This is a genomic window from Bradyrhizobium sp. USDA 4461, from assembly GCF_054055655.1.
The window spans coordinates 237,460-256,742 of sequence record NZ_JBSRXM010000001.1 but is presented as its reverse complement, the minus strand read 5'-3'; the positions used below and the strand labels follow the sequence as shown (position 1 = coordinate 256,742).

Below are 19,283 nucleotides of genomic sequence, written 5' to 3'. Positions count from 1 at the left end.
ATCCAGTATTCCAGAGGCAGTCGTTTTCGATCGAGAGGTCGCGGCGTACTGGATGCCCACTCGCGGGGCATGACGGCTCTGTGTGGCTTTGCACCGCCGACTCATACGGCGCCGGTTGCCTCCACCGCCGTCGCCGTTTATCAAAACCCTCCGGATCAGATGACGCCGCTGACATGGTGGCAGGGGCATTTCAGGCGTTTCATGCGGTTTACCTCCCTGGTTGTCGAACTGATCCGCGCCCGGCCGCGCCTCGTGGTGTGGGTCGTGGTGCTGGTGCAGGCCGCGATCTGGCTGCTGCTGCCGCTGATCTTCTACGGCAGCCCGCCCGGCAATCTCGCCACTATCCTGGCCTTCGGCCGCGAGTATCAGGTCGGCACCGACATGGGGCCGCCGCTGGCATTCTGGCTTGCCGACATCGCCTTCCGTGCCGCCGGCAATCACGTGTTCGGCGTCTATCTGTTGGCGCAAGTCTGCGAGATCGCCACCTTCATCGCCTTTTATAGGCTGGCGCGCGCCATCGTCGGCGGCCCGCAGGGCGTGCTGGCGGTCTTGCTGTCGATGACGGTGGTGGTGTTCTCCTCGCCGAGCGTCGAGTTCGGCCCGCTGATCCTGGCGCGTCCGCTGTGGGCGCTGCTGCTGCTGCATTCCTGGCAGTTGATCGGGCAGAACCGGCGCAGCGCCTGGTTCGCCTGGTCGATCGATTGCGGCCTGCTGCTGCTGACGACGCCGGCGGCGATCGGCATGATCCTGCTCGTGGTCGGCTTTGCGCTGGCGACCGAGCGCGGGCGGCGCACGCTGCGCGCGGTCGATCCGCTCTATGCGCTCTTGGTCGTCATCGTGCTGGCGCTGCCCTATCTGATCTGGCTGGTCCGCGCCGATGCGCTCGCGCTGCCGGCCTTGCCCGGGATCGCCGATCTCAGGGAGCGCGCGCTGCGCTGGGGCGTCGTGCTCGGCGGGCTGATCGTGGCGACGGCCGCGATCGCGGTGCTGGCGATCCTCAATTCGCGCTGGTTCGCCCGCGCCAACGAGGATGCGCCGATCATCTACCGTCCGCGGGTCAGTCCGCTGGCGCAGCAATTCGTCTATTTCTTCGCGTTCGCGCCGGCGATTTTGAGCAGCTTCGTCTCCGGCCTGTTCGATCTCGACCGCACCTTCGGCGGCGCTGGCGTCGCGCTGTTGATGGCGGGGCTCGCCGCCGTCGTCGCGACCGGTGACCTGATCCCGCTCAGGCGGCAGCGGCTGTTGCGTTCGGTGTGGGCCTTCGCGGTCGCGGCGCCCGCCGCCGCCGCGCTGGCGGCGGCGTTGTTCCTGCCGTGGATCAGCACCACGGAGGCGCCGACCTCGCTGCCGGCAGCCGCGATCGGCCGCTTCTTCGACGACAGCTATGAGCGCCGCACCAACCAGCGCCTGCGCGCGGTCGCCGGCGATCCCGAGATCGCCAGCCTGATCGCGATGAACGGCCGCCGTCCGCATCTCTTGCTCGACGCCGCGCCGCAGCGGACGCCCTGGCTGTCGATCGCGAAGTTCAACGAGACCGGCGGCGTCGTGGTCTGGCGCGCGCAGGACACCGCCGGCACGCCGCCGCCCGAACTCGCACAGCGCTTCCCCGGCCTCGTGCCGGAAGTGCCGCGCGCGTTCGACCGCCTGGTCAATGGCCGGCAGCCGGTGCTGCGGATCGGCTGGGCGATCGTGCGGCCGAAGGGGTGAGGTTGATGTGAAGCCGTAGCCCGGATGAAGCGAAGCGAAGTCCGGGGCCACTTCCTCAACCTGCGCTGTCAGACCCGGATTGCGCTGCGCTCCATCCGGGCTACGAAGCTACAAGCTACGCCGTCGCCTGTTGCAACGCCTTCGCGATCGCGCGCAGATCCTGCCACGACAGCCGCTTGTATGACGGCGAGCGCAACAGATAGGCTGGATGGAAGGTCGCGACGGCGCGGATCGTGCGGGTGCCGGTGTCGTAATCGATCCATTTGCCGCGGGTGCGCATGATGCCTTCGCGGGTGCCGAGCAGCGCCTGCGTCGAGGGATTGCCGAGCGTCACCAGCACGTCGGGATTGACCAGCTCGATATGGCGCTGGATGAAGGGCAGGCACACCTGCGTTTCCTGCGGCGTCGGCGTCCGGTTGCCCGGCGGCCGCCACGGGATCACGTTGGCGATGTAGGCCTTGCTGCGATCGAGCCCGATCGCGGCGATCATGCGGTCGAGCAGCTTGCCGGAGCGGCCGACGAACGGCAGCCCCTCGATGTCTTCGTCGCGTCCCGGCGCCTCGCCGACGAACATCACCCGCGCTTGCGGATTGCCATCGGCGAACACCAGCCTGGTCGCGGTGTGCTTCAGCGCGCAGCCGTCGAACGTCTCCATCAGCGTGCGCAAAGCTTCGAGCGTCGGCGCGGAGCGTGCGGCCTCGCGCGCCGAGGCGACCGCAGCCTCCGGCGCCACGGTGATTTCGCTGCGCGGAACGGAAGGCATCGGCGGCGGACGCAGCGGGTTGAGCGCCACCGGCCGCGGCGCGGCGGGCGCGGGAACTGGCTCGACCTCCTCCAGCCGGTTGATCGGCGCATCGCCGAGCGCGCAATCGACCCCGGCCTCGAGGTAAAAGGCCAGCAATTGCTGCAGTGTAGGGGAGGGCTCGGGCATCATGATGGGGACAATTTAGAGCATGGACGGGAAAAGTGGAGGCTCGATTTCGGAAAAGTCCATGCCCCTGCGTCCTCGGAGCCGCGCGAAACCTTGCCAAGCGCAATTCCATGGTTGTCCTTCCCCGAAAAATCGGAAACAACGACCCTGAAAAGCTTAGAAGCGTTCTCATTGGGCTGAGATCAAAGATCATGAGTGCTGAAGACCTAAATGCCGAAGGCCTGCCTCCGCGTGAGTCTATGGAATTCGACGTCGTCATCGTCGGCGCCGGCCCGTCGGGCCTGTCGGCCGCGATCCGGCTCAAGCAGCTCAATCCGGAGCTCTCGGTTGTCGTGGTGGAGAAGGGCTCCGAAGTCGGCGCGCACATCCTCTCCGGTGCGGTGATCGATCCGTCCGGGCTCGACAAGCTGGTGCCGGACTGGCGCGAGGATGCCGATTGTCCGCTGAAGACGCAGGTCACGAGCGACCGCTTCTACTGGGCGACGTCGCAAGGCTGGTTCCGCATCCCGAACTTCATCATGCCGCCGTTGATGCACAATCATCACAACTACATCGGCTCGCTCGGCAATGTCTGCCGCTGGCTGGCGCCGAAGGCGGAAGCGCTCGGCGTCGAGATCTATCCTGGCTTTGCGGCGGCCGAAGTGCTTTATGACGACAAGGGCGCGGTGCGCGGGATTGCGACCGGCGACATGGGCATCGCCAAGGACGGCAGCCACAAGGATTCCTACACCCGCGGCATGGAGCTGCTCGGCAAGTACACGCTGTTCGCCGAGGGCGCGCGCGGCTCGCTGTCCAAGCAGCTGATCGCCAAGTTCAAGCTCGACGCCAACTCCGAGCCGCCGAAATTCGGCATCGGCCTCAAGGAGGTCTGGCAGATCGATCCGGCGAAGCACAAGAAGGGCCGGGTGCAGCACACGCTCGGCTGGCCGCTGAACGACAAGACCGGCGGCGGCTCGTTCCTCTATCATTACGACGACAACCGCGTCGCGGTCGGCTTCGTCGTCCATCTGAACTACAACGATCCCTATCTGTCGCCGTTCGACGAATTCCAGCGGATGAAGACCCATCCCGATATCCGCGAGCTGTTCGAGGGCGGCAAGCGGCTCGCCTACGGCGCGCGCGCCATCACCGAGGGCGGCTACCAGTCGGTGCCGCGGCTGACCTTCCCGGGCGGCGCGCTGATCGGCTGCGCCGCGGGCTTCGTCAACGTGCCGCGCATCAAGGGCGTCCACAATGCGATGGGCTCCGGCATGCTCGCCGCCGAGCATGTCGCCGCCGCGCTCGGCGCCGGCCGTGCCAATGACGAAGTCGTCGAATACGAGAACGCCTGGCGTTCGTCTTCGATCGGCACGGACCTGTTCAAGGTCCGCAACGCCAAGCCGCTGCTGTCGAAGTTCGGCAATCTGCTCGGCATGGCGCTGTCCGGCTTCGACATGTGGTGCAACACGCTCGGCTTCTCGCTGTTCGGCACCCAGTCGCACGCCAAGCCGGACCGCAAGACGCTCGATCCGTCGAAGCAGCACCAGCCGATTGCCTATCCGAAGCCGGACGGCAAAATCACGTTCGACAAGCTGTCGTCGGTGTTCCTGTCCAACACCAACCATGAGGAGGACCAGCCGGTCCATCTCAAGGTTGCCGACATGAACCTGCAGAAGACCTCGGAGCACGACGTGTTCGCCGGTCCCTCCAACCGCTATTGCCCGGCCGGCGTCTACGAATGGGTCGAGGAATCCTCAGGTCCGCGCTTCCAGATCAACGCCCAGAATTGCGTCCACTGCAAAACCTGCGACGTGAAGGATCCCAACGGCAACATCACCTGGGTTCCTCCGGAGGGCGGCGGCGGCCCGAACTACGAGGCGATGTAAGATGTAAGGTGAGGGGTGGGCGAAGGCGGCCGACCACATTTGCGTGAGACCACAGCATGGGCCGCCGCAACCGCGGCACGGCCCGCTCTCGGGTCGAGCGGCCGGATTGCACCGTTCGGTACAATAGGAGCGGCGGAACACCGGCCGGTGGGCGCCGTATCCGCTGCTTTTTGCTTCTGCACGCGAATATGCGCGGCCCGGTCACGATACCGCCATAGTGGGAGCGTCTTGCGGGGGCTGGCCGGATCGGCGGGTCTAAAGGCCTAATCTGCCAAATGATTCGTCATGGGCGCCCGTTGAGCTTTCCTTGGGGCGATCCTTGCGGATAAACGCCAAAAGCGGCATTGTCGCCCCCGCCGTGATGCCGCCGCTTGGGTTCGCATTTTGAGACTGATCGCAAGATCTTGGCCGTAAAATCCATCTTGGCGTAAACCCCTGGAGCAAGGCGACCGTGATGCTGTCCACCCGATTCCACCGCCTGACGATTGCCGTTCTCGCTGCCGCGGCGCTTGCCGTGCCTGCGCAGCTCGCAGCGCAAACGCCGGACCATCCGACCGACAATACCGCGCAATTCCCCTCCAAGACCGACCTGAAGTCGCTGACAACAGCCGGCAGCTATCTGGCCGCCCGCCACGCCAGCGTCGAGCGCGATGCGTCCTCGGCCGCGGCATTCTACCGCTCGGCGCTGCGGACCGACCCGAAGAATTCCGAGCTGCTCGACCGCGCCTTCATCTCCTCGCTCGCCGACGGCGACATCGAGGAGGCGGTCAAGCTCGCCGACCGCATCCTGACCCAGGACAAGTCCAACCGCGTCGCCCGCCTCGTGGTCGGCGTGCGCGACCTCAAGCTGAAGAAATACGCCGCCGCGCAGTCCAACATCAACCAGTCGGTGCGCGGTCCGATCACCGACCTGGTGGCGACGCTGCTGTCGGCCTGGGCGGCCTATGGCGCCGGCGACAGCAAGGGCGCGGTCGCCTCGATCGACAAGCTGACCGGGCCGGAATGGTATCCGATCTTCAAGGATCTGCATGCCGGCATGATCTACGAACTGTCCGGCAAGGAGAAGGACGCCGGCGCCCGCTTCGAGAAGGTCTACAAGCTCGACGATTCGATGCTACGCACGGTCGACGAATATGCGCGCTGGACCTCGCGCAACAAGGATGCCGCCGCCGCGACCGCGATGTACGAGGCGTTCGACAAGAAGCTGCCGCGCCATCCGCTGGTGCTTGAGGGCATCAAGGAGACCAAGGCCGGCAAGAAGCTGCCGCCGCTGGTCGACAGCCCGCAGGCCGGCGCCGCCGAGGCGCTGTACGGCATCGGCGCGACGCTGACTCGCCGCGGCGGCGAGGACCTCGCGCTGGTCTATCTGCAACTCGCGCTCTATCTGCAGCCGAACCATCCGCTGGCGCTGCTCTCGCTCGCCGATCTCTACGAGTCGGTGAAGAAGCCGCAGATGGCGATCAAGGTCTATGAGCGGATGCCGGCGTCCTCGCCGCTGAAGCGCAACGCGCAGATCCAGCTCGCGACCAATCTCGACGCCGCCGACCGCAGCGACGAGGCGATCAAGATCCTGAAGGAAGTCACCGCGGATCAGCCGAAGGACGTCGAGGCGATCCTGGCGCTCGGCAATATCGAGCGCGGCCGCAAGAAGTTCGCCGACTGCGCCACCACCTATTCGCAGGCGATCGATGCGCTGCCGGCCGGCAACGGCGACAAGAATGCCTGGGTCACCTATTACTACCGCGGCATCTGCGAGGAGCGCTCCAAGCAGTGGAACAAGGCCGAAGCCGACATGCGCAAGGCGCTCGAGCTGCAGCCCGAGCAGCCGCATGTGCTGAACTATCTCGGCTATTCCTGGATCGACCAGGGCATCAACCTCGACGAAGGCATGAAGATGATCAAGCGTGCCGTCGATCAGCGCCCTGACGACGGTTACATCGTCGACTCCCTCGGCTGGGCCTATTACCGGATCGGCAATTACGACGAGGCGGTGAAGAACCTCGAGCGCGCGATCGACCTGAAGCCGGAAGATCCGACCATCAACGACCATCTCGGCGATGCCTATTGGCGCGTCGGCCGCACGCTGGAAGCCAAGTTCCAGTGGGCGCACGCCCGCGACCTCAAGCCCGAGCCGGAAGAGCTGCCGAAGATCCAGGCCAAGATCGACAACGGCTTGCCGGATGATACCTCGAACGCCGCCGCGGCCGACAAGAAGAAGGACGACGACGGAAAGGGCGGCTAGACCCGGCGCTTGCGGCAAATTCGGTGTCGTCCCTGCGAAAGCAGGGACCCATAACCATCGATGATTATTGTTGCAAGCTACCCGAACGACGAATCCCGATCGCAACATCCGCCGCGGAGTATCGGTCCCTGCTCCCGTGCGCAATTGCGCACGAGGCAGGGACGACGGCGGCGGATGCGGCGCTTGATCCGGCATACTCCCGGAATTTCCATCCAAACAAAGGGATAGGATCGTGCGGCGATTTACGCTAATCGCTCACGATCATTGTTTTTTAGGGGTTACTCGCCGTGCCGGCGCTGATTGAAGAAGGGCGTGCCAAGGTCAACCTGACGCTCAGGGTTGTCGGACGGCGCGTCGACGGGTTTCACGACCTGGAGAGCGTCGTCGCGTTTGCCGATTGCGCCGATCGTCTGACGCTGGAGCCGGGGCCCGAATTGTCGCTGTCGATGTCGGGGCCGCTGGCCGATGCCTGCGGCGATACCTCGGACAATCTGGTGCTCAAGGCGGCGCGGCTGCTCGGCGAGCGCGTCGTCGATCTCGAGGTCGGCCACTTCACCCTGGAGAAGGTGCTGCCGGTTGCGGCCGGCATCGGCGGCGGCTCGGCGGATGCCGCGGCCGCGCTGCGGCTTTTGGCACGGCTCAACGAGCTTGCGCTCGACGACAGCAGGATCATGGAGGTCGCGCTGGCGACCGGCGCCGACGTGCCCGTGTGCGTCGCCTCGCGCGCCTGCGACATGACCGGCGTCGGCGAAGGCCTGCTGCCGCTCGATCTGCCGACAATGCCCGCCGTGCTGGTCAATCCGCGCGTGCCGGTTGCGACCAAGGATGTCTTCAACGCGCTCGGCCTGCGCCATGGCGAGCTCCTGATCGGCGCCACCGATGTCGTGATGCAGGCGCCGGACTGGCCGGCGGCCGGCCGCGCGGTCGACGACTGGATTGCGGCACTGTCGCGCGGCACCAACGATCTCGAAGGCCCCGCCGCGCGCATCGAGCCCGTCATCAGCGACGTCTTGTCCGCGCTGCGTGCGACCACGGGCGTCCGCCTGGTGCGGATGTCGGGCTCAGGCGCGACCTGCTTTGCCGTGTTCGCCAGCGATGCAGACGCGCAGGCCGCCGGCGAGAAGCTCCGCGCCGAGCATCCGGGCTGGTGGGTGCATGCGGGCTCGCTGAGCTAGCGCTGCTTGCTCTCTGTCATCCCCCGGTGCACGATCGCGCACCTGAGGGCTCGTGCGCCATCCTCTCCGCGTCATTCCGGGGCGGGCGTCAGCGCGAGCCCGGAATCCATCGGGCCGCAGGTGTTGTGGATCAATGGATTCCCGGTTCGTGCTTCGCACGCCCCGGAATGACGGCAGGGAAAGACTGCGACAAATCACCCCGACGGGCAAAATAGCGCTTCCGTCGTCGGGCAAATCAGATGTTCAATTCCGCCCGTCTCACCCGATCGAGGGGCGCTTCGCGATCGTCACGAACGCGGCGTGAGATGCGGTGGACGCCGATTGCGCAGTCGACGAATGCGCATGAAGCGGACGGCGAAATCGTGCAGGCCTGACGCCCTAGCGGTAGGTGTCTCTTCCGATTGCGCAATGCGCGTTGCGAAGACGGTGACAACAAAGCCAAGTCTCGCCGGGGCGAGCACGTATAAGCCGTAACCCATCGCGCAGGGAAAGCCGGATTGCTCCGGTTACACCTGTGGTCCTACCCCCGAGCTTTCTACCCATCGCTCGGGGCCCATGGGTGCGATCGGCACCCGGCTTTCCCTGCGCCCTCTGAACGAGAGAGGGTGGAAAGAAAGAGCAAAGCTCGGACAAATCATGTCGCGAGAACGCCGAACGATACCCCCACCACTACTGTCATCGCCCCGCTCGCCGCCTCCGCTAAAGCTTCGGCGCGCCACGGACTGCTTGCCTCGTCGAAGCCTTGGCGTAGACGGGACCGGGCGATCCAGTACGCCGCGGCTTCTCGGCTCAAGCACAGCCGTCTCTGGAATACTGGATCACCCGGTCAAGTGTTTAGACCGGACAGATCACTGACAGGTGTTCGGAGACATAGCTGACACGTCAAAATTGGCTGGATTGGTCGATTCGGGAGCCGTCCATGCCGTGGAGCGAGGTGTCAGTGATGGATCAGCGACGAGAGTTTGTGCGGCTTGCTCTGCAGGAAGGCGCGAACCGGCGAGAGCTGTGCCGGCGCTTTGGGATCAGTCCTGATGTCGGCTACAAGTGGCTGAGGCGGTGGCATGCCGGCGATCGGGAACTGGCCAATCAGTCCCGTCGACCGAAGACGATGCCCAAGCGCAGTGCGATCGCGCTGGAGGCGCAGGTGGTGGCGGTCCGCGACAAGCATCCGGCCTGGGGAGCGCGCAAGATCGCCCATTGCCTGAAGCGGGACGGGCAAGCTGTGCCAGTGGCCTCTACGGTGCATCGGATCCTGTGCCGACATGAGCGGATCAAGCCGAGTGAGAAGGCACCGCCCGGTCCGCCAGGCCATCGCTTTGAGAAGGAGGCTCCCAATCAGCTGTGGCAGATGGACTTCAAGGGCCACATGCCTCTCGGCAACGGGACGCGGTGCCATCCGCTGACCATGGTGGACGATCACTCGCGCTATGCTCTGTGCCTGAAGGCATGTGCCAATGAGCAGCGCCCCAACGTGCAGAAGCATCTGACCGATACCTTTCGCCGCTATGGCCTACCGGACGCCTTTTACATCGACAACGGCTCGCCCTGGGGCGATACGTCCGGCGCTCGCTGGACCGCGCTGAAGGTCTGGCTGCTCAAGCTCGGCATCCATGTGGTGCATGCCAGGCCGTGTCACCCGCAGGGCCGCGGCAAGAACGAGCGCTTCCATCGCAGTTTGAAAGCGGAAGTGTTTGCCCTGCGCTCGTTCCGCACTTTGCCGGAAGTCCAGCGTGCCCTGGATAGCTGGCGCACACTCTACAATTTGGAGCGGCCTCACGAGGCGCTCGGCATGGCTGTCCCAGCCGACCGCTACCGGCCGAGTTCTCGCGCCATGCCGAACCGTGTTCCGAAGGTCGAATACGATACCGGAGAGATCGTTCGCATCGTCTCCTCGACACGGAGCTACGTCGCCTTCCGGGGGCAGATGTGGAAAGTCCCGCAAGCCTTCTGCGGCGAGCCTCTTGCGATCAGACCGCTCAACCGCGACGGCAACTACGGAATCTTCTTCGCCAGCTGGCAGGTCGCATCAATCGACTTGACCAATGGCAGACCTGTCAGTGATGTGTCGGAACAGGCGTCAGCCATGTCTCCGGTCTAAACATCAAGCCGGGTGATGACACCGATGTTCCATATCTTCATCCGCATCGTCTGCCCGGCGCAGGCCGCGACAGCAGTGGGTGTGGCGGCATCGGGGCATCGCCAGAACGATATCGCAATTTGCGGCCATCCCACCTCAACGCCGGGCAGCCTTGCACCCCCGGTTGCTTGGCAAGCCATACCCCGTTTGCCATAACGGGTTGAAACAACAACGTTGCGCGTGCGGGGCCGTTCGGAGACCGCCGGCAGCCAAAGAGCCGGGAGGATGCCATGGCCAATATCCGAGTTCTCGCCACCGATCTGGAGTTTCCCGAAGGTCCCGTCGTGATGCCCGACGGCTCGGTCGTGCTGGTTGAAATCCGCGGCCAGCGGCTGACCCGGGTCTATCCCGACGGGCGCAAGGAGATCGTCGCCAAGGTGCCGGGCGGTCCGAACGGCGCCGCGCTCGGCCCCGACGGCCAGATCTACATCTGCAACAATGGCGGCTTCTCCTGGATCCCGACCAGGAACATGATCATGCCGGGACCGCAGCCGGAGGATTATCTCGGCGGCTCGATCCAGCGCGTCGATCTGCAATCCGGCAAGGTTGAGACTGTCGTCACCAAATGCGGCGAGCATGAGCTGCGCGGGCCGAACGACCTGGTGTTCGACAGGCAGGGCGGCCTGTGGTTCTCCGATCTCGGCAAGCGCCGCGCCCGCGACATGGATGTCGGCGCGTTCTATTACCTGAAGCCCGGCATGAACGAGATCGTCGAGGCTGTGCACGGCATCCTGCCGGCCAACGGCATCGGCCTCTCGCCGGACGAGAAGACCGTCTACATCGCGGAGACGCCGACGGCGCGGCTGTGGGCCTATGAGGTGTCCGAGCCCGGCACCATCAAGCCGCGCGACGTGATCTATCGCGGCGAGCGGGGAAAACCGATCGCCGGCCTCGGCGGCTACCAGATGTTCGACTCGCTCGCGGTCGAAGCCAACGGCAATGTCTGCGTCGCGACCCTGATCTCGGGCTGCATCTCGGTGATCGCGCCCGACGGCACGGTGGTCGAGCAGGTGCCGACCGGCGATCGCGTCACCACCAACATCGCCTTCGGCGGCCCCGACCTGAAGACCGCCTACATCACGCTGTCCGGCAAGGGCGAACTGATCGCGATGGACTGGTCGCGGCCCGGATTGCCGCTGAATTTTCTGAATAAATGACCGCACCCACCGTCATTGCGAGGAGCGAAGCGACGAAGCAATCCATCTATCCCCGTGTGTGGATAGATGGATTGCTTCGCTTCGCTCGCAATGACGATTAGAGTGAGGCCGCTTCCACGTAGAGGATATTCGAATGCCCTGGCTTGAACCGGTCACCCTTCGCGGCGCGCATGCGCGGCTCGAACCGCTGTCGCATGATCACGCCGGCGGCCTGGTCGAGGCCGCGAAGGACGGCGATCTCTCGAAGATCTGGTACACCGCGATTCCGAAGGCGGAGACCATGGGCAGGGAGATCGACCGCCGGCTCGGCTTGCAAGCCGCAGGCACGATGCTGCCGTTCACGGTGTTCGACGCCGAGGGCCGGATCGCCGGCATGACCACCTACATGAACGTCGATACGCCGAACCGCCGCGTCGAGATCGGCTCGACCTGGTACGCCAAGCGTGTGCAGCGCAGCGCGCTCAATACGCAGTGCAAATTGCTGCTGCTGACGCACGCCTTCGAGACGCTCGATTGCATCGCGGTCGAGTTCCGCACGCACTTCTTCAATCACCAGAGCCGGCGCGCCATCGAGCGTCTGGGTGCAAAACAGGACGGCATCCTGCGCAGCCATCAGATCGCGCCCAACGGCACGTTGCGCGACACCGTGGTTTACAGCATCATCGCCAGCGAATGGCCGACGGTGAAGGCGCATCTCAACTATCAACTCAACGAAAAGCCGCGCTGACGGTTTGGTCGGCGCCAGAAAAGAGACGATGGAAACGTTCGATTATGTGATCATCGGCGCAGGCTCCGCCGGGAGCGTGCTGACCAACCGGTTGAGTGAAGACGCGGGCACCAGGGTGTGCGTGCTCGAGGCGGGGCCGAGCGACTGGCATCCCTATATCCATCTGCCGGCCGGCTTCATCAAGACCTTCCACATGAAGAGCGTGAACTGGGCGTACCAGCAGGAGGTGGGTCCCTACACCGGCGGCCGCAGCATCTATGCGCCGCGCGGCAAGACGCTCGGCGGTTCGTCCTCGATCAACGGCCACATCTACAACCGCGGCCAGCGCCAGGATTTCGACACCTGGGCGCAGCTCGGTAATCGCGGCTGGGGCTATCCCGACGTGCTGCCGTATTTTCGGCGGATGGAGAAGCGGATCGGCGAGGGCGACGACACCTACCGTGGTCGGGATGGCAACCTCACCGTCACTACGATGGACTGGCAGGATCCGCTCTGCGAGGCTTTCATGGCAGGCGCGGTGTCGCTCGGCATTCCGCGCAATCCCGATTACAACGGCCAGATCCAGGAGGGCGTGTCGTACTGCCAGCGCACCATCCTGAACGGCCGCAGGGTCAGCGCCGCGACCGCGTTCCTGCATCCGGCACGTCGCCGTCCGAATGTCGACGTGCGCACCCATGCCCATGTCACCGGCATTATCTTCGAAGGCAAGCGCGCGGTCGGCGTGCGCTACAACCGCGGCGGCAAGCACGGCGATCCCCTGGAGATCCGCGCCACCAAGGAGGTCATTCTCTCCGGCGGAGCCTATAACTCGCCGCAGTTGCTGCAGCTCTCCGGCGTCGGCTCGCCCGACCTCCTGAAGTCGCACGGCATCGAGGTGCGCCACGCGCTGCCGGGTGTCGGCGAAGGCTTGCAGGATCACTACGCGCCGCGCTCGGTGGCGCGGGTCAAGAATATCAGGACCATCAACGAGCTTCGCCGCGGCTTCAGCCTGTGGGGCGAGGCGATCAAATGGGCGACGACGCGGCGCGGCCTGCTGTCGCTGTCGCCGACCATGGTCTACTGCTTCTGGCATTCCGGCGAGACCACCGAGAGCTCCGATCTGCAGCTCACCTTCACGCCGGCAAGCTACAAGGAAGGCGTGCAGGGCCAGCTCGAGGACGAGCCCGGCATGACGGTCGCATCATGGCAGCAGCGACCGGAGAGCCGCGGCTATGTCCGCATCCGCTCCGCCGATCCGTTCGCGCCGCCGATCATCCAGACCAACTATCTCGCCGAGGAGATCGACCGCCGCGTCGTGGTCGCCGGCATGAAGCTGGCGCGCCGGCTGCTCGCCTCCGAGCCGCTCTCACCGTATTACGCCTATGAGGATTTTCCGGGCCCGAAGGTGCAAAGCGACGACGAGCTGCTCGCGGCCGCGACCCAGCGCGGCACCACCACCTTCCATCCCGGCTGCACCTGCCGGATGGGCCCCGCCGATGCATCGTGGGCCGTGGTCGACGACCAGCTTCGGGTCCATGGCATGGAGGGCCTGCGCGTGATCGACGCCTCGATCATGCCGCGGATGATCTCCGCCAACCTCAACGCCTCGACCCTGATGATCGCCGACAAGGCCTCCGACATGATCCGCGGCAAGACGCCCGAGGCGGCCGCGAAACTGCCGGAGTATGCGTGAGGGAAGAGGTGAGCGCGCGTTTTCGATCAGTGCGCTTTTCTCTATCACCGTCATGCTGAGGAGGCCGCGAAGCGGCCGTCTCGAAGCATCGACGGCCCGACTGGGGCCGTGCATCCTTCGAGGCTCGCTGCGCGAGCGCCTCAGGATGACGGGACCAGCAAAGGCAGCTCAGCCGTAGACGAACGCCTTGTCCGCAAGGTCGATCGCGGGGAATTCGTCCTTCTCGGCCCAGTAGTCCTGGTTGTGCTGCCACTCCGGCTTGTCGCCGCGCTTCGGCAACAGGTGCATGCCGCGCATCATGTAGCCGGGGTTGAAGTTCTCCGGATCGATCCACGGCAGCAGCGGCATGTTGTGGTCTTCGGGACGCAGCTCGGGCGTCACTTTCTTGGCGCCGGTCGCCTTCATGTGCTTGAGCATGCGGCAGACGAAGTCGGCGACCAGATCGACCCGCAGGGTCCAGCTGGCGCGGAAATAGCCGAACACCCAGACGAGGTTCGGCACGCCGGTGAACATCATGCCGCGATAGGTCACGGTGTCCTTGAAGTCGAGCGGCTTGCCGTCGATCTCGAAGTCGATGCCGCCATTGGCGGAGAGATGGAAGCCGGTCGCGGTGATGATGATGTCGGCCTCGAGCTGCTTGCCGGACTTGAGCAGGATGCCCGTCTCGGTGAAGCGGTCGATCTCGTCGGTGACGACGGAGGCCTTGCCGCCCTTGATGGCCTGGAACAGGTCGGCATCCGGAACGAACGCGATGCGCTGCCGCCACGGCCGGTAGCTCGGCGTGAAATGGGTAGCGATGTCGTAGTCCTTGCCGAGCACGGCTTCGACCGCGGCCAGCAGGTCCTTCTTGGCGCCCTCGGGGTCGGCAAAGGTCCGCTTGGTGAACGCATCCTGCTCGAACAGGATCTTGCGGCGGGTGATCTCGTGGATCCAGTGCTCGTCGACCTGCAGCCTGCGCAATTCCTCGGCGATCTCGATCGCGTTGCGGCCGGTGCGGAAATAGGTCGGCGAGCGTTGCAGCATGGTGACATGGCCGGCGTCCTTGGCCATCGCCGGGATCAGGGTCGCAGCCGTGGCGCCGGAGCCGATCACGACCACGCGCTTGCCCTTATAGTCGAGGTCGTCGGGCCAGGTCTGCGGATGCACGACCGTGCCCTTGAACTTCGCCATGTCGGTCCATTCGGGCGTATAGCCGGCGTCGTGGCGATAGTAGCCCTGGCACATCCAGAAGAAGTTGGTGGTGAAGCGCAGCTGCTCGCCGGTGTCGATCCGTGTCGCGTCGATGGTCCAGAGATTGGTCTCGTTCGACCATCTCGCCGCGGTGATGGTGTGGCGATAGCGGATGTGGCGGCCGAGATCGTTCTCGTCGATCACCTCGCCCATGTATTTCAGGATCTCTTCAGCGCTGGCGATCGGCGCGCTGGTCCACGGCTTGAAGCGATAGCCGAAGGTGTGCAGGTCGCTGTCGGAGCGGATGCCGGGATAGCGGTGGGTCGACCAGGTGCCGCCGAAGGTCTTCTGCGTCTCCAACACCACGAAGCTGGTGCCCGGGGTTTGCGTGGTGAGGTGGTAGGCAGCGCCGACGCCGGAGATGCCGGCCCCTGCAATCAGGACATCGAAATGCTCTGTGGTGACCGGCTCGGCGGCGCGGATCTGGCTTTGGACGTTCATCTTCCCTGGTCTTCTTGTTGGTTGGCTTGTTCGTTGGGCGCTGGAAGCAAAACGCCGGAGCCATCGCCCCGGCGTCTGCCGATCTCGAAACTAGACTTCGCGGCGGCTGAGGAAGGCCAGCCGCTCGAACAGATGCACGTCCTGCTCGTTCTTCAGCAGCGCGCCGTGCAGCGGCGGGATCAGCTTGCGCGGATCGCGCTCCCTGAGCATCTCGGGCGTGATGTCCTCGTTCAAGAGCAGCTTGAGCCAGTCGAGCAGCTCGGAGGTCGAGGGCTTCTTCTTCAGCCCCGGCACCTCCCGGACCTCGAAGAAGATCCGCAGCGCCTCTTCCACCAGCCGCTTCTTGATGCCGGGGAAGTGCACGTCGACGATCTTGCCCATGGTGTCGGCATCGGGGAACTTGATGTAGTGGAAGAAGCAGCGGCGCAGGAAGGCGTCCGGCAGCTCCTTCTCGTTGTTCGACGTGATCATCACGATCGGGCGCAGCTTCGCCTTGATGGTCTCGCCGGTCTCGTAGACGTGGAACTCCATGCGGTCGAGTTCGAGCAGGAGGTCGTTGGGGAATTCGATGTCGGCCTTGTCGATCTCGTCGATCAGCAACACCGGGCGTTTCTCGTGGGTGAAGGCCTCCCACAGCTTGCCGCGCTTGATGTAGTTCTTGATGTCGGACACGCGCGCGTCGCCGAGCTGGCTGTCGCGCAGCCGCGACACGGCGTCGTATTCGTAGAGGCCCTGCTGCGCCTTGGTGGTCGACTTGATGTGCCAGGTCAGAAGTGGCGCGTCGATCGCCTTGGCGACTTCCTCGGCCAGCACGGTCTTGCCGGTGCCGGGCTCGCCCTTCACCAGCAGCGGGCGCTCCAGCACGATGGCGGCATTGACGGCGACCTTGAGGTCATCGGTGGCGACGTAGTCCTTGGTACCCGTGAATTTCATCGATCTCTTTGCCTTGCTTCTTTCGGCGGCGGCCCGCGCCCCCACACGAAACGACCGCTCTCACGGCGGTCGCATGTCCTGTCCAATGTCTTGTCCGGTACAATTCTAGTTGAAAAAGCCGGGCGGTCTAGCGTGGATTCCGCAGCGCAGCGGTGTCGGATCCGGGCTTTCGCATGGAATGTCAGGCGTCATCTTTCCGTGCAGCGGAATGATTGCCGATGCCGCGCGACCGTACGTCCGCCGCCACGGCGGCTGACGCCGGCAGAGGCAACCGGGTGAAAGTGGATGGCTGATCTCGGGATCAAGCACGGCCGGGGGCCCTTGACGCCACCGGCGCCGCGGGCGATCTAGATGGGTATGTTCCTGCAGTTCTTCACATCGCTGCGCGACGCCCAGGTCCCCGTGACGCTACGGGAATATCTGACCTTGATGGAAGCGCTTGACGCCGATCTCGCCGAACAGACCGTCGAGAACTTCTACTATTTGTCGCGCGCCGCCCTGGTGAAGGACGAGCGCAATCTCGACAAGTTCGACCGCGTGTTCGGCACCGTGTTCAAGGGACTCGAGAGCCTGCTCGACGCCATGGGCAAGGCGGAGATTCCCGAGGAGTGGCTGAAGAAACTCGCCGAGAAATATCTCACCGAGGAAGAGAAGAAGCAGATCGAGGCCATGGGCTGGGACAAGCTCATGGAGACCTTGAAGAAGCGCCTCGAGGAACAGAAGGGCCGTCACCAGGGCGGCAGCAAATGGATCGGCACCGCCGGCACCTCGCCGTTCGGCGCCCATGGCTACAACCCCGAGGGCGTGCGGATCGGGCAAGAGAAGAACCGCAACAACCGCGCCGTGAAGGTGTGGGACAAGCGCGAGTTCAAGGACCTCGACGGCAATGTCGAACTCGGCATCCGCAACATCAAGGTGGCGCTGCGGCGGCTGCGCAAGTTCGCGCGCACCGGCGCGCCGGACGAACTCGACCTCGACACCACGATCAAGGAGACCGCCAACCACGGCTATCTCGACGTGCACATGCGGCCCGAGCGGCGCAACGCGGTCAAGGTGCTGGTGTTCTTCGATATCGGCGGCTCGATGGATTCGCATATCGAGCAGGTCGAGGAGCTGTTCTCGGCCGCCAAGAGCGAATTCAAGCACATGGAATATTTCTACTTCCACAACTGCCTCTATGAGGGCGTCTGGAAGCAGAACAAGCGGCGCTTCACCGATCGCACGCCGACCTGGGACGTGCTGCACAAGTACCCGCACGACTACAAGGTGGTGTTCGTCGGCGACGCCTCGATGTCGCCCTACGAGATCATGGTGCCCGGCGGCTCGGTCGAGCATGTCAACGAAGAGGCCGGCTCGGTCTGGCTCGACCGCATCATCCGCACCTATCCGCACGCGGTGTGGCTCAATCCGGTGGCGCAGAAGCACTGGGACTATTCGGAATCGACCACCATCATCCGCCGCCTGTTCTCCGAGCGCATGTATCCGATCACGATCGAGGGCCTGGAGAACGCGATGCGGGAGCTGGTTCGCTAGACGGCGCCGGGGCGACGCGAAGCATCGAACCTCAGATGCGCAATTGCGCATCGGGGAATCTCGAGATTCCGGATCGGCCGCTTCGCGTCTGTCCGGAATGACGGTGGCGAAAGACAAAGAAGGGAGAGCTGCATGCCCCAGACCATCCACCGCGGGATCAAGGTGATGATCGACGAGGCCAATGCCGAGATCGAGACCATCAGCGCGACTGACGCGATCACGATGATCGGCAAGAACGACGTCGTGATCGTCGACATCCGCGATCCCCGCGAGATCGAGCGCGACGGCAAGATTCCCGGCGCGTTCTCCTGCACCCGCGGCATGCTGGAGTTCTGGATCGATCCGAACAGCCCCTACGCCAAGCCGATCTTCCAGGAAGACAAGAAGTTCATCTTCCACTGCGCCGGCGGCCTGCGCTCGGCGCTCGCCGCCAAGACCGCAAAGGACATGGGCCTCAAGCCGGTCGCGCATATGGGCGGCGGCTTCGCCGCCTGGCGCGAGGCCGGCGGCCCGATCGAGGCCTGGGAGCCGAAGAAGAGGGGCTGAGGGCGCTGCGCTGTCTTCGATCGTCATTCCGGGGCGCGCGCAGCGCGAACCCGGAATCCAGAGACTGCATTGCGAGATTCCGGGTTCGATGCTGCGCATCACCCCGGAATGACGAAGGAAATATGGAATGACCGCAACCGACGATCCGCTCGTTTCGACCGAATGGCTGGCCGCGCATCTCGGCGATGCCAATGTCAAGGTGCTCGACGCCACCTTCAAGCTGCCCGGCGTGCTGCCGCTGCCGAAGGATGATTATCTCGCCGCGCATCTGCCCGGCGCGGTGTTCTTCGATGTCGACGCGGTGTCGGATCATGCCAATCCGCAGCCGCACATGTTTCCGAGCGCCGAGCAGTTCGGCCGCGACATCGGCGGGCTCGGCATCGGCAATGCCGACACCGTCGTGATCTACGATGCCGGCGGCTGGGTCGCAGCACCTCGCGCCTGGTGGATGTTCCTGTCCTACGGCCATCGCAACGTGCGGATCCTCAACGGCGGCTTGAAGAAGTGGCGCGCCGAGGGCAGGGCGGTCGAAAGCGGTGAAGTGAAGCCGAAGCCCGCAACGTTCAAGGCGAGCTACGATCCGAAGCGCGTGCGCAGCATCGAGCAGATGATCGCCAATGTCGAAAGCCGTGCCGAGCAGGTGGTCGATGCGCGCGCCGCCGAGCGCTTCGAGGGCCGCGCGCCGGAGCCGCGGCCGGGCATCCGTGCCGGCCACATCCCGGGCGCGCGCAACGTGCCCTACAACCAATTGTTCGATGCCGCGACCGGCGAGATGAAGCCGCTCGACGAGTTGCGCCAGTCGTTCAGTGGCGCCGGCGTCAAGCTCGATGCGCCCATCGTGACAAGCTGCGGCTCCGGCGTCTCGGCCGGCGTGCTGACGCTCGCGCTGTACCGGCTCGGCGTCACCGACAGCGCGCTCTATGACGGCTCGTGGTCGGAATGGGGCCAGGCCGGCGGCCCGCCGATCGCGACCGGTCCGGCTTGATA

At 64.9% G+C, this 19,283-nt stretch carries 14 protein-coding genes; 11 read left to right on the top strand and 3 right to left on the bottom strand.

The features are described 5' to 3' along the window. Window positions 1-201: 201 nt before the first annotated feature. On the top strand, window positions 202-1,707 hold the full coding sequence (locus ACVINW_RS01270) for a glycosyltransferase family 39 protein (protein WP_456749624.1): 1,506 nt from the start codon (window positions 202-204) through the stop codon (window positions 1,705-1,707). 115 nt (window positions 1,708-1,822) lie between these two features. On the opposite strand, the gene ACVINW_RS01265 is transcribed toward ACVINW_RS01270, so the two are convergent. Beyond that, window positions 1,823-2,641, bottom strand: a complete 819-nt coding sequence (locus ACVINW_RS01265; protein WP_456749623.1) for a uracil-DNA glycosylase — start codon at window positions 2,639-2,641, stop codon at window positions 1,823-1,825. 188 nt (window positions 2,642-2,829) lie between these two features. Here ACVINW_RS01265 and ACVINW_RS01260 point away from each other — a divergent pair, with 188 nt between their 5' ends. From ACVINW_RS01260 to ACVINW_RS01230, 7 genes are all read left to right on the top strand, one after another. Then, on the top strand, window positions 2,830-4,503 hold the full coding sequence (locus ACVINW_RS01260) for an electron transfer flavoprotein-ubiquinone oxidoreductase (protein ID WP_456749622.1): 1,674 nt from the start codon (window positions 2,830-2,832) through the stop codon (window positions 4,501-4,503). Between the two features lie 454 nt (window positions 4,504-4,957). Beyond that, on the top strand, window positions 4,958-6,745 hold the full coding sequence (locus tag ACVINW_RS01255; RefSeq protein WP_456749621.1) for a tetratricopeptide repeat protein: 1,788 nt from the start codon (window positions 4,958-4,960) through the stop codon (window positions 6,743-6,745). Between the two features lie 287 nt (window positions 6,746-7,032). Continuing rightward, the gene (locus ACVINW_RS01250) at window positions 7,033-7,920 is read left to right on the top strand and encodes a 4-(cytidine 5'-diphospho)-2-C-methyl-D-erythritol kinase (RefSeq protein WP_456749620.1); all 888 of its coding nucleotides are present in this window, start codon (window positions 7,033-7,035) and stop codon (window positions 7,918-7,920) included. A 919-nt stretch (window positions 7,921-8,839) separates the two neighbouring features. Beyond that, window positions 8,840-10,018 (top strand): IS481 family transposase, encoded by a 1,179-nt coding sequence (locus ACVINW_RS01245; RefSeq protein WP_456749619.1) that lies wholly within the window; start codon window positions 8,840-8,842, stop codon window positions 10,016-10,018. Window positions 10,019-10,287: 269 nt separating this feature from the next. Further along, on the top strand, window positions 10,288-11,214 hold the full coding sequence (locus ACVINW_RS01240) for an SMP-30/gluconolactonase/LRE family protein (protein ID WP_456749618.1): 927 nt from the start codon (window positions 10,288-10,290) through the stop codon (window positions 11,212-11,214). A 133-nt stretch (window positions 11,215-11,347) separates the two neighbouring features. Next, window positions 11,348-11,941, top strand: coding sequence for a GNAT family N-acetyltransferase (locus ACVINW_RS01235; RefSeq protein WP_456749617.1), 594 nt, complete (start codon window positions 11,348-11,350; stop codon window positions 11,939-11,941). A 28-nt stretch (window positions 11,942-11,969) separates the two neighbouring features. Then, window positions 11,970-13,613 (top strand): GMC family oxidoreductase, encoded by a 1,644-nt coding sequence (locus ACVINW_RS01230; protein ID WP_456749616.1) that lies wholly within the window; start codon window positions 11,970-11,972, stop codon window positions 13,611-13,613. A gap of 168 nt (window positions 13,614-13,781) precedes the next feature. Here the strand turns inward: ACVINW_RS01230 and ACVINW_RS01225 are convergent, their stop codons facing one another. Then, on the bottom strand, window positions 13,782-15,284 hold the full coding sequence (locus tag ACVINW_RS01225; protein WP_456749615.1) for a flavin-containing monooxygenase: 1,503 nt from the start codon (window positions 15,282-15,284) through the stop codon (window positions 13,782-13,784). A gap of 90 nt (window positions 15,285-15,374) precedes the next feature. Next, window positions 15,375-16,217 carry an AAA family ATPase gene (locus ACVINW_RS01220; RefSeq protein WP_456749614.1) on the bottom strand — a complete coding sequence of 281 codons (843 nt, stop codon included), beginning with the start codon at window positions 16,215-16,217 and terminating at the stop codon, window positions 15,375-15,377. 357 nt (window positions 16,218-16,574) lie between these two features. Between ACVINW_RS01220 and ACVINW_RS01215 the strand changes: the two genes are divergently transcribed. From ACVINW_RS01215 to sseA, 3 genes are all read left to right on the top strand, one after another. Next, window positions 16,575-17,750, top strand: coding sequence for a vWA domain-containing protein (locus ACVINW_RS01215; protein ID WP_016847779.1), 1,176 nt, complete (start codon window positions 16,575-16,577; stop codon window positions 17,748-17,750). Window positions 17,751-17,882: 132 nt separating this feature from the next. Then, window positions 17,883-18,296, top strand: a complete 414-nt coding sequence (locus ACVINW_RS01210) for a rhodanese-like domain-containing protein (protein WP_456749613.1) — start codon at window positions 17,883-17,885, stop codon at window positions 18,294-18,296. A 127-nt stretch (window positions 18,297-18,423) separates the two neighbouring features. Then, the gene (gene sseA / locus ACVINW_RS01205; RefSeq protein WP_456749612.1) at window positions 18,424-19,281 is read left to right on the top strand and encodes a 3-mercaptopyruvate sulfurtransferase; all 858 of its coding nucleotides are present in this window, start codon (window positions 18,424-18,426) and stop codon (window positions 19,279-19,281) included. Window positions 19,282-19,283 lie beyond the last annotated feature (2 nt).

Bases quoted from the DNA above. Each gene is read 5' to 3' on its own strand.
- ACVINW_RS01255 (WP_456749621.1), top strand. From the start codon at position 4,958: ATGCTGTCCACCCGATTCCACCGCCTGACGATTGCCGTTCTCGCTGCC.
- ACVINW_RS01240 (WP_456749618.1), top strand. From the start codon at position 10,288: ATGGCCAATATCCGAGTTCTCGCCACCGATCTGGAGTTTCCCGAAGGT.
- ACVINW_RS01230 (WP_456749616.1), top strand. From the start codon at position 11,970: ATGGAAACGTTCGATTATGTGATCATCGGCGCAGGCTCCGCCGGGAGC.
- ACVINW_RS01245 (WP_456749619.1), top strand. From the start codon at position 8,840: ATGCCGTGGAGCGAGGTGTCAGTGATGGATCAGCGACGAGAGTTTGTG.
- ACVINW_RS01225 (WP_456749615.1), bottom strand. From the start codon at position 15,284: ATGAACGTCCAAAGCCAGATCCGCGCCGCCGAGCCGGTCACCACAGAG.
- ACVINW_RS01260 (WP_456749622.1), top strand. From the start codon at position 2,830: ATGAGTGCTGAAGACCTAAATGCCGAAGGCCTGCCTCCGCGTGAGTCT.
- ACVINW_RS01265 (WP_456749623.1), bottom strand. From the start codon at position 2,641: ATGATGCCCGAGCCCTCCCCTACACTGCAGCAATTGCTGGCCTTTTAC.
- ACVINW_RS01220 (WP_456749614.1), bottom strand. From the start codon at position 16,217: ATGAAATTCACGGGTACCAAGGACTACGTCGCCACCGATGACCTCAAG.
- ACVINW_RS01215 (WP_016847779.1), top strand. From the start codon at position 16,575: ATGTTCCTGCAGTTCTTCACATCGCTGCGCGACGCCCAGGTCCCCGTG.
- ACVINW_RS01235 (WP_456749617.1), top strand. From the start codon at position 11,348: ATGCCCTGGCTTGAACCGGTCACCCTTCGCGGCGCGCATGCGCGGCTC.
- sseA (WP_456749612.1), top strand. From the start codon at position 18,424: ATGACCGCAACCGACGATCCGCTCGTTTCGACCGAATGGCTGGCCGCG.
- ACVINW_RS01210 (WP_456749613.1), top strand. From the start codon at position 17,883: ATGCCCCAGACCATCCACCGCGGGATCAAGGTGATGATCGACGAGGCC.
- ACVINW_RS01270 (WP_456749624.1), top strand. From the start codon at position 202: ATGCGGTTTACCTCCCTGGTTGTCGAACTGATCCGCGCCCGGCCGCGC.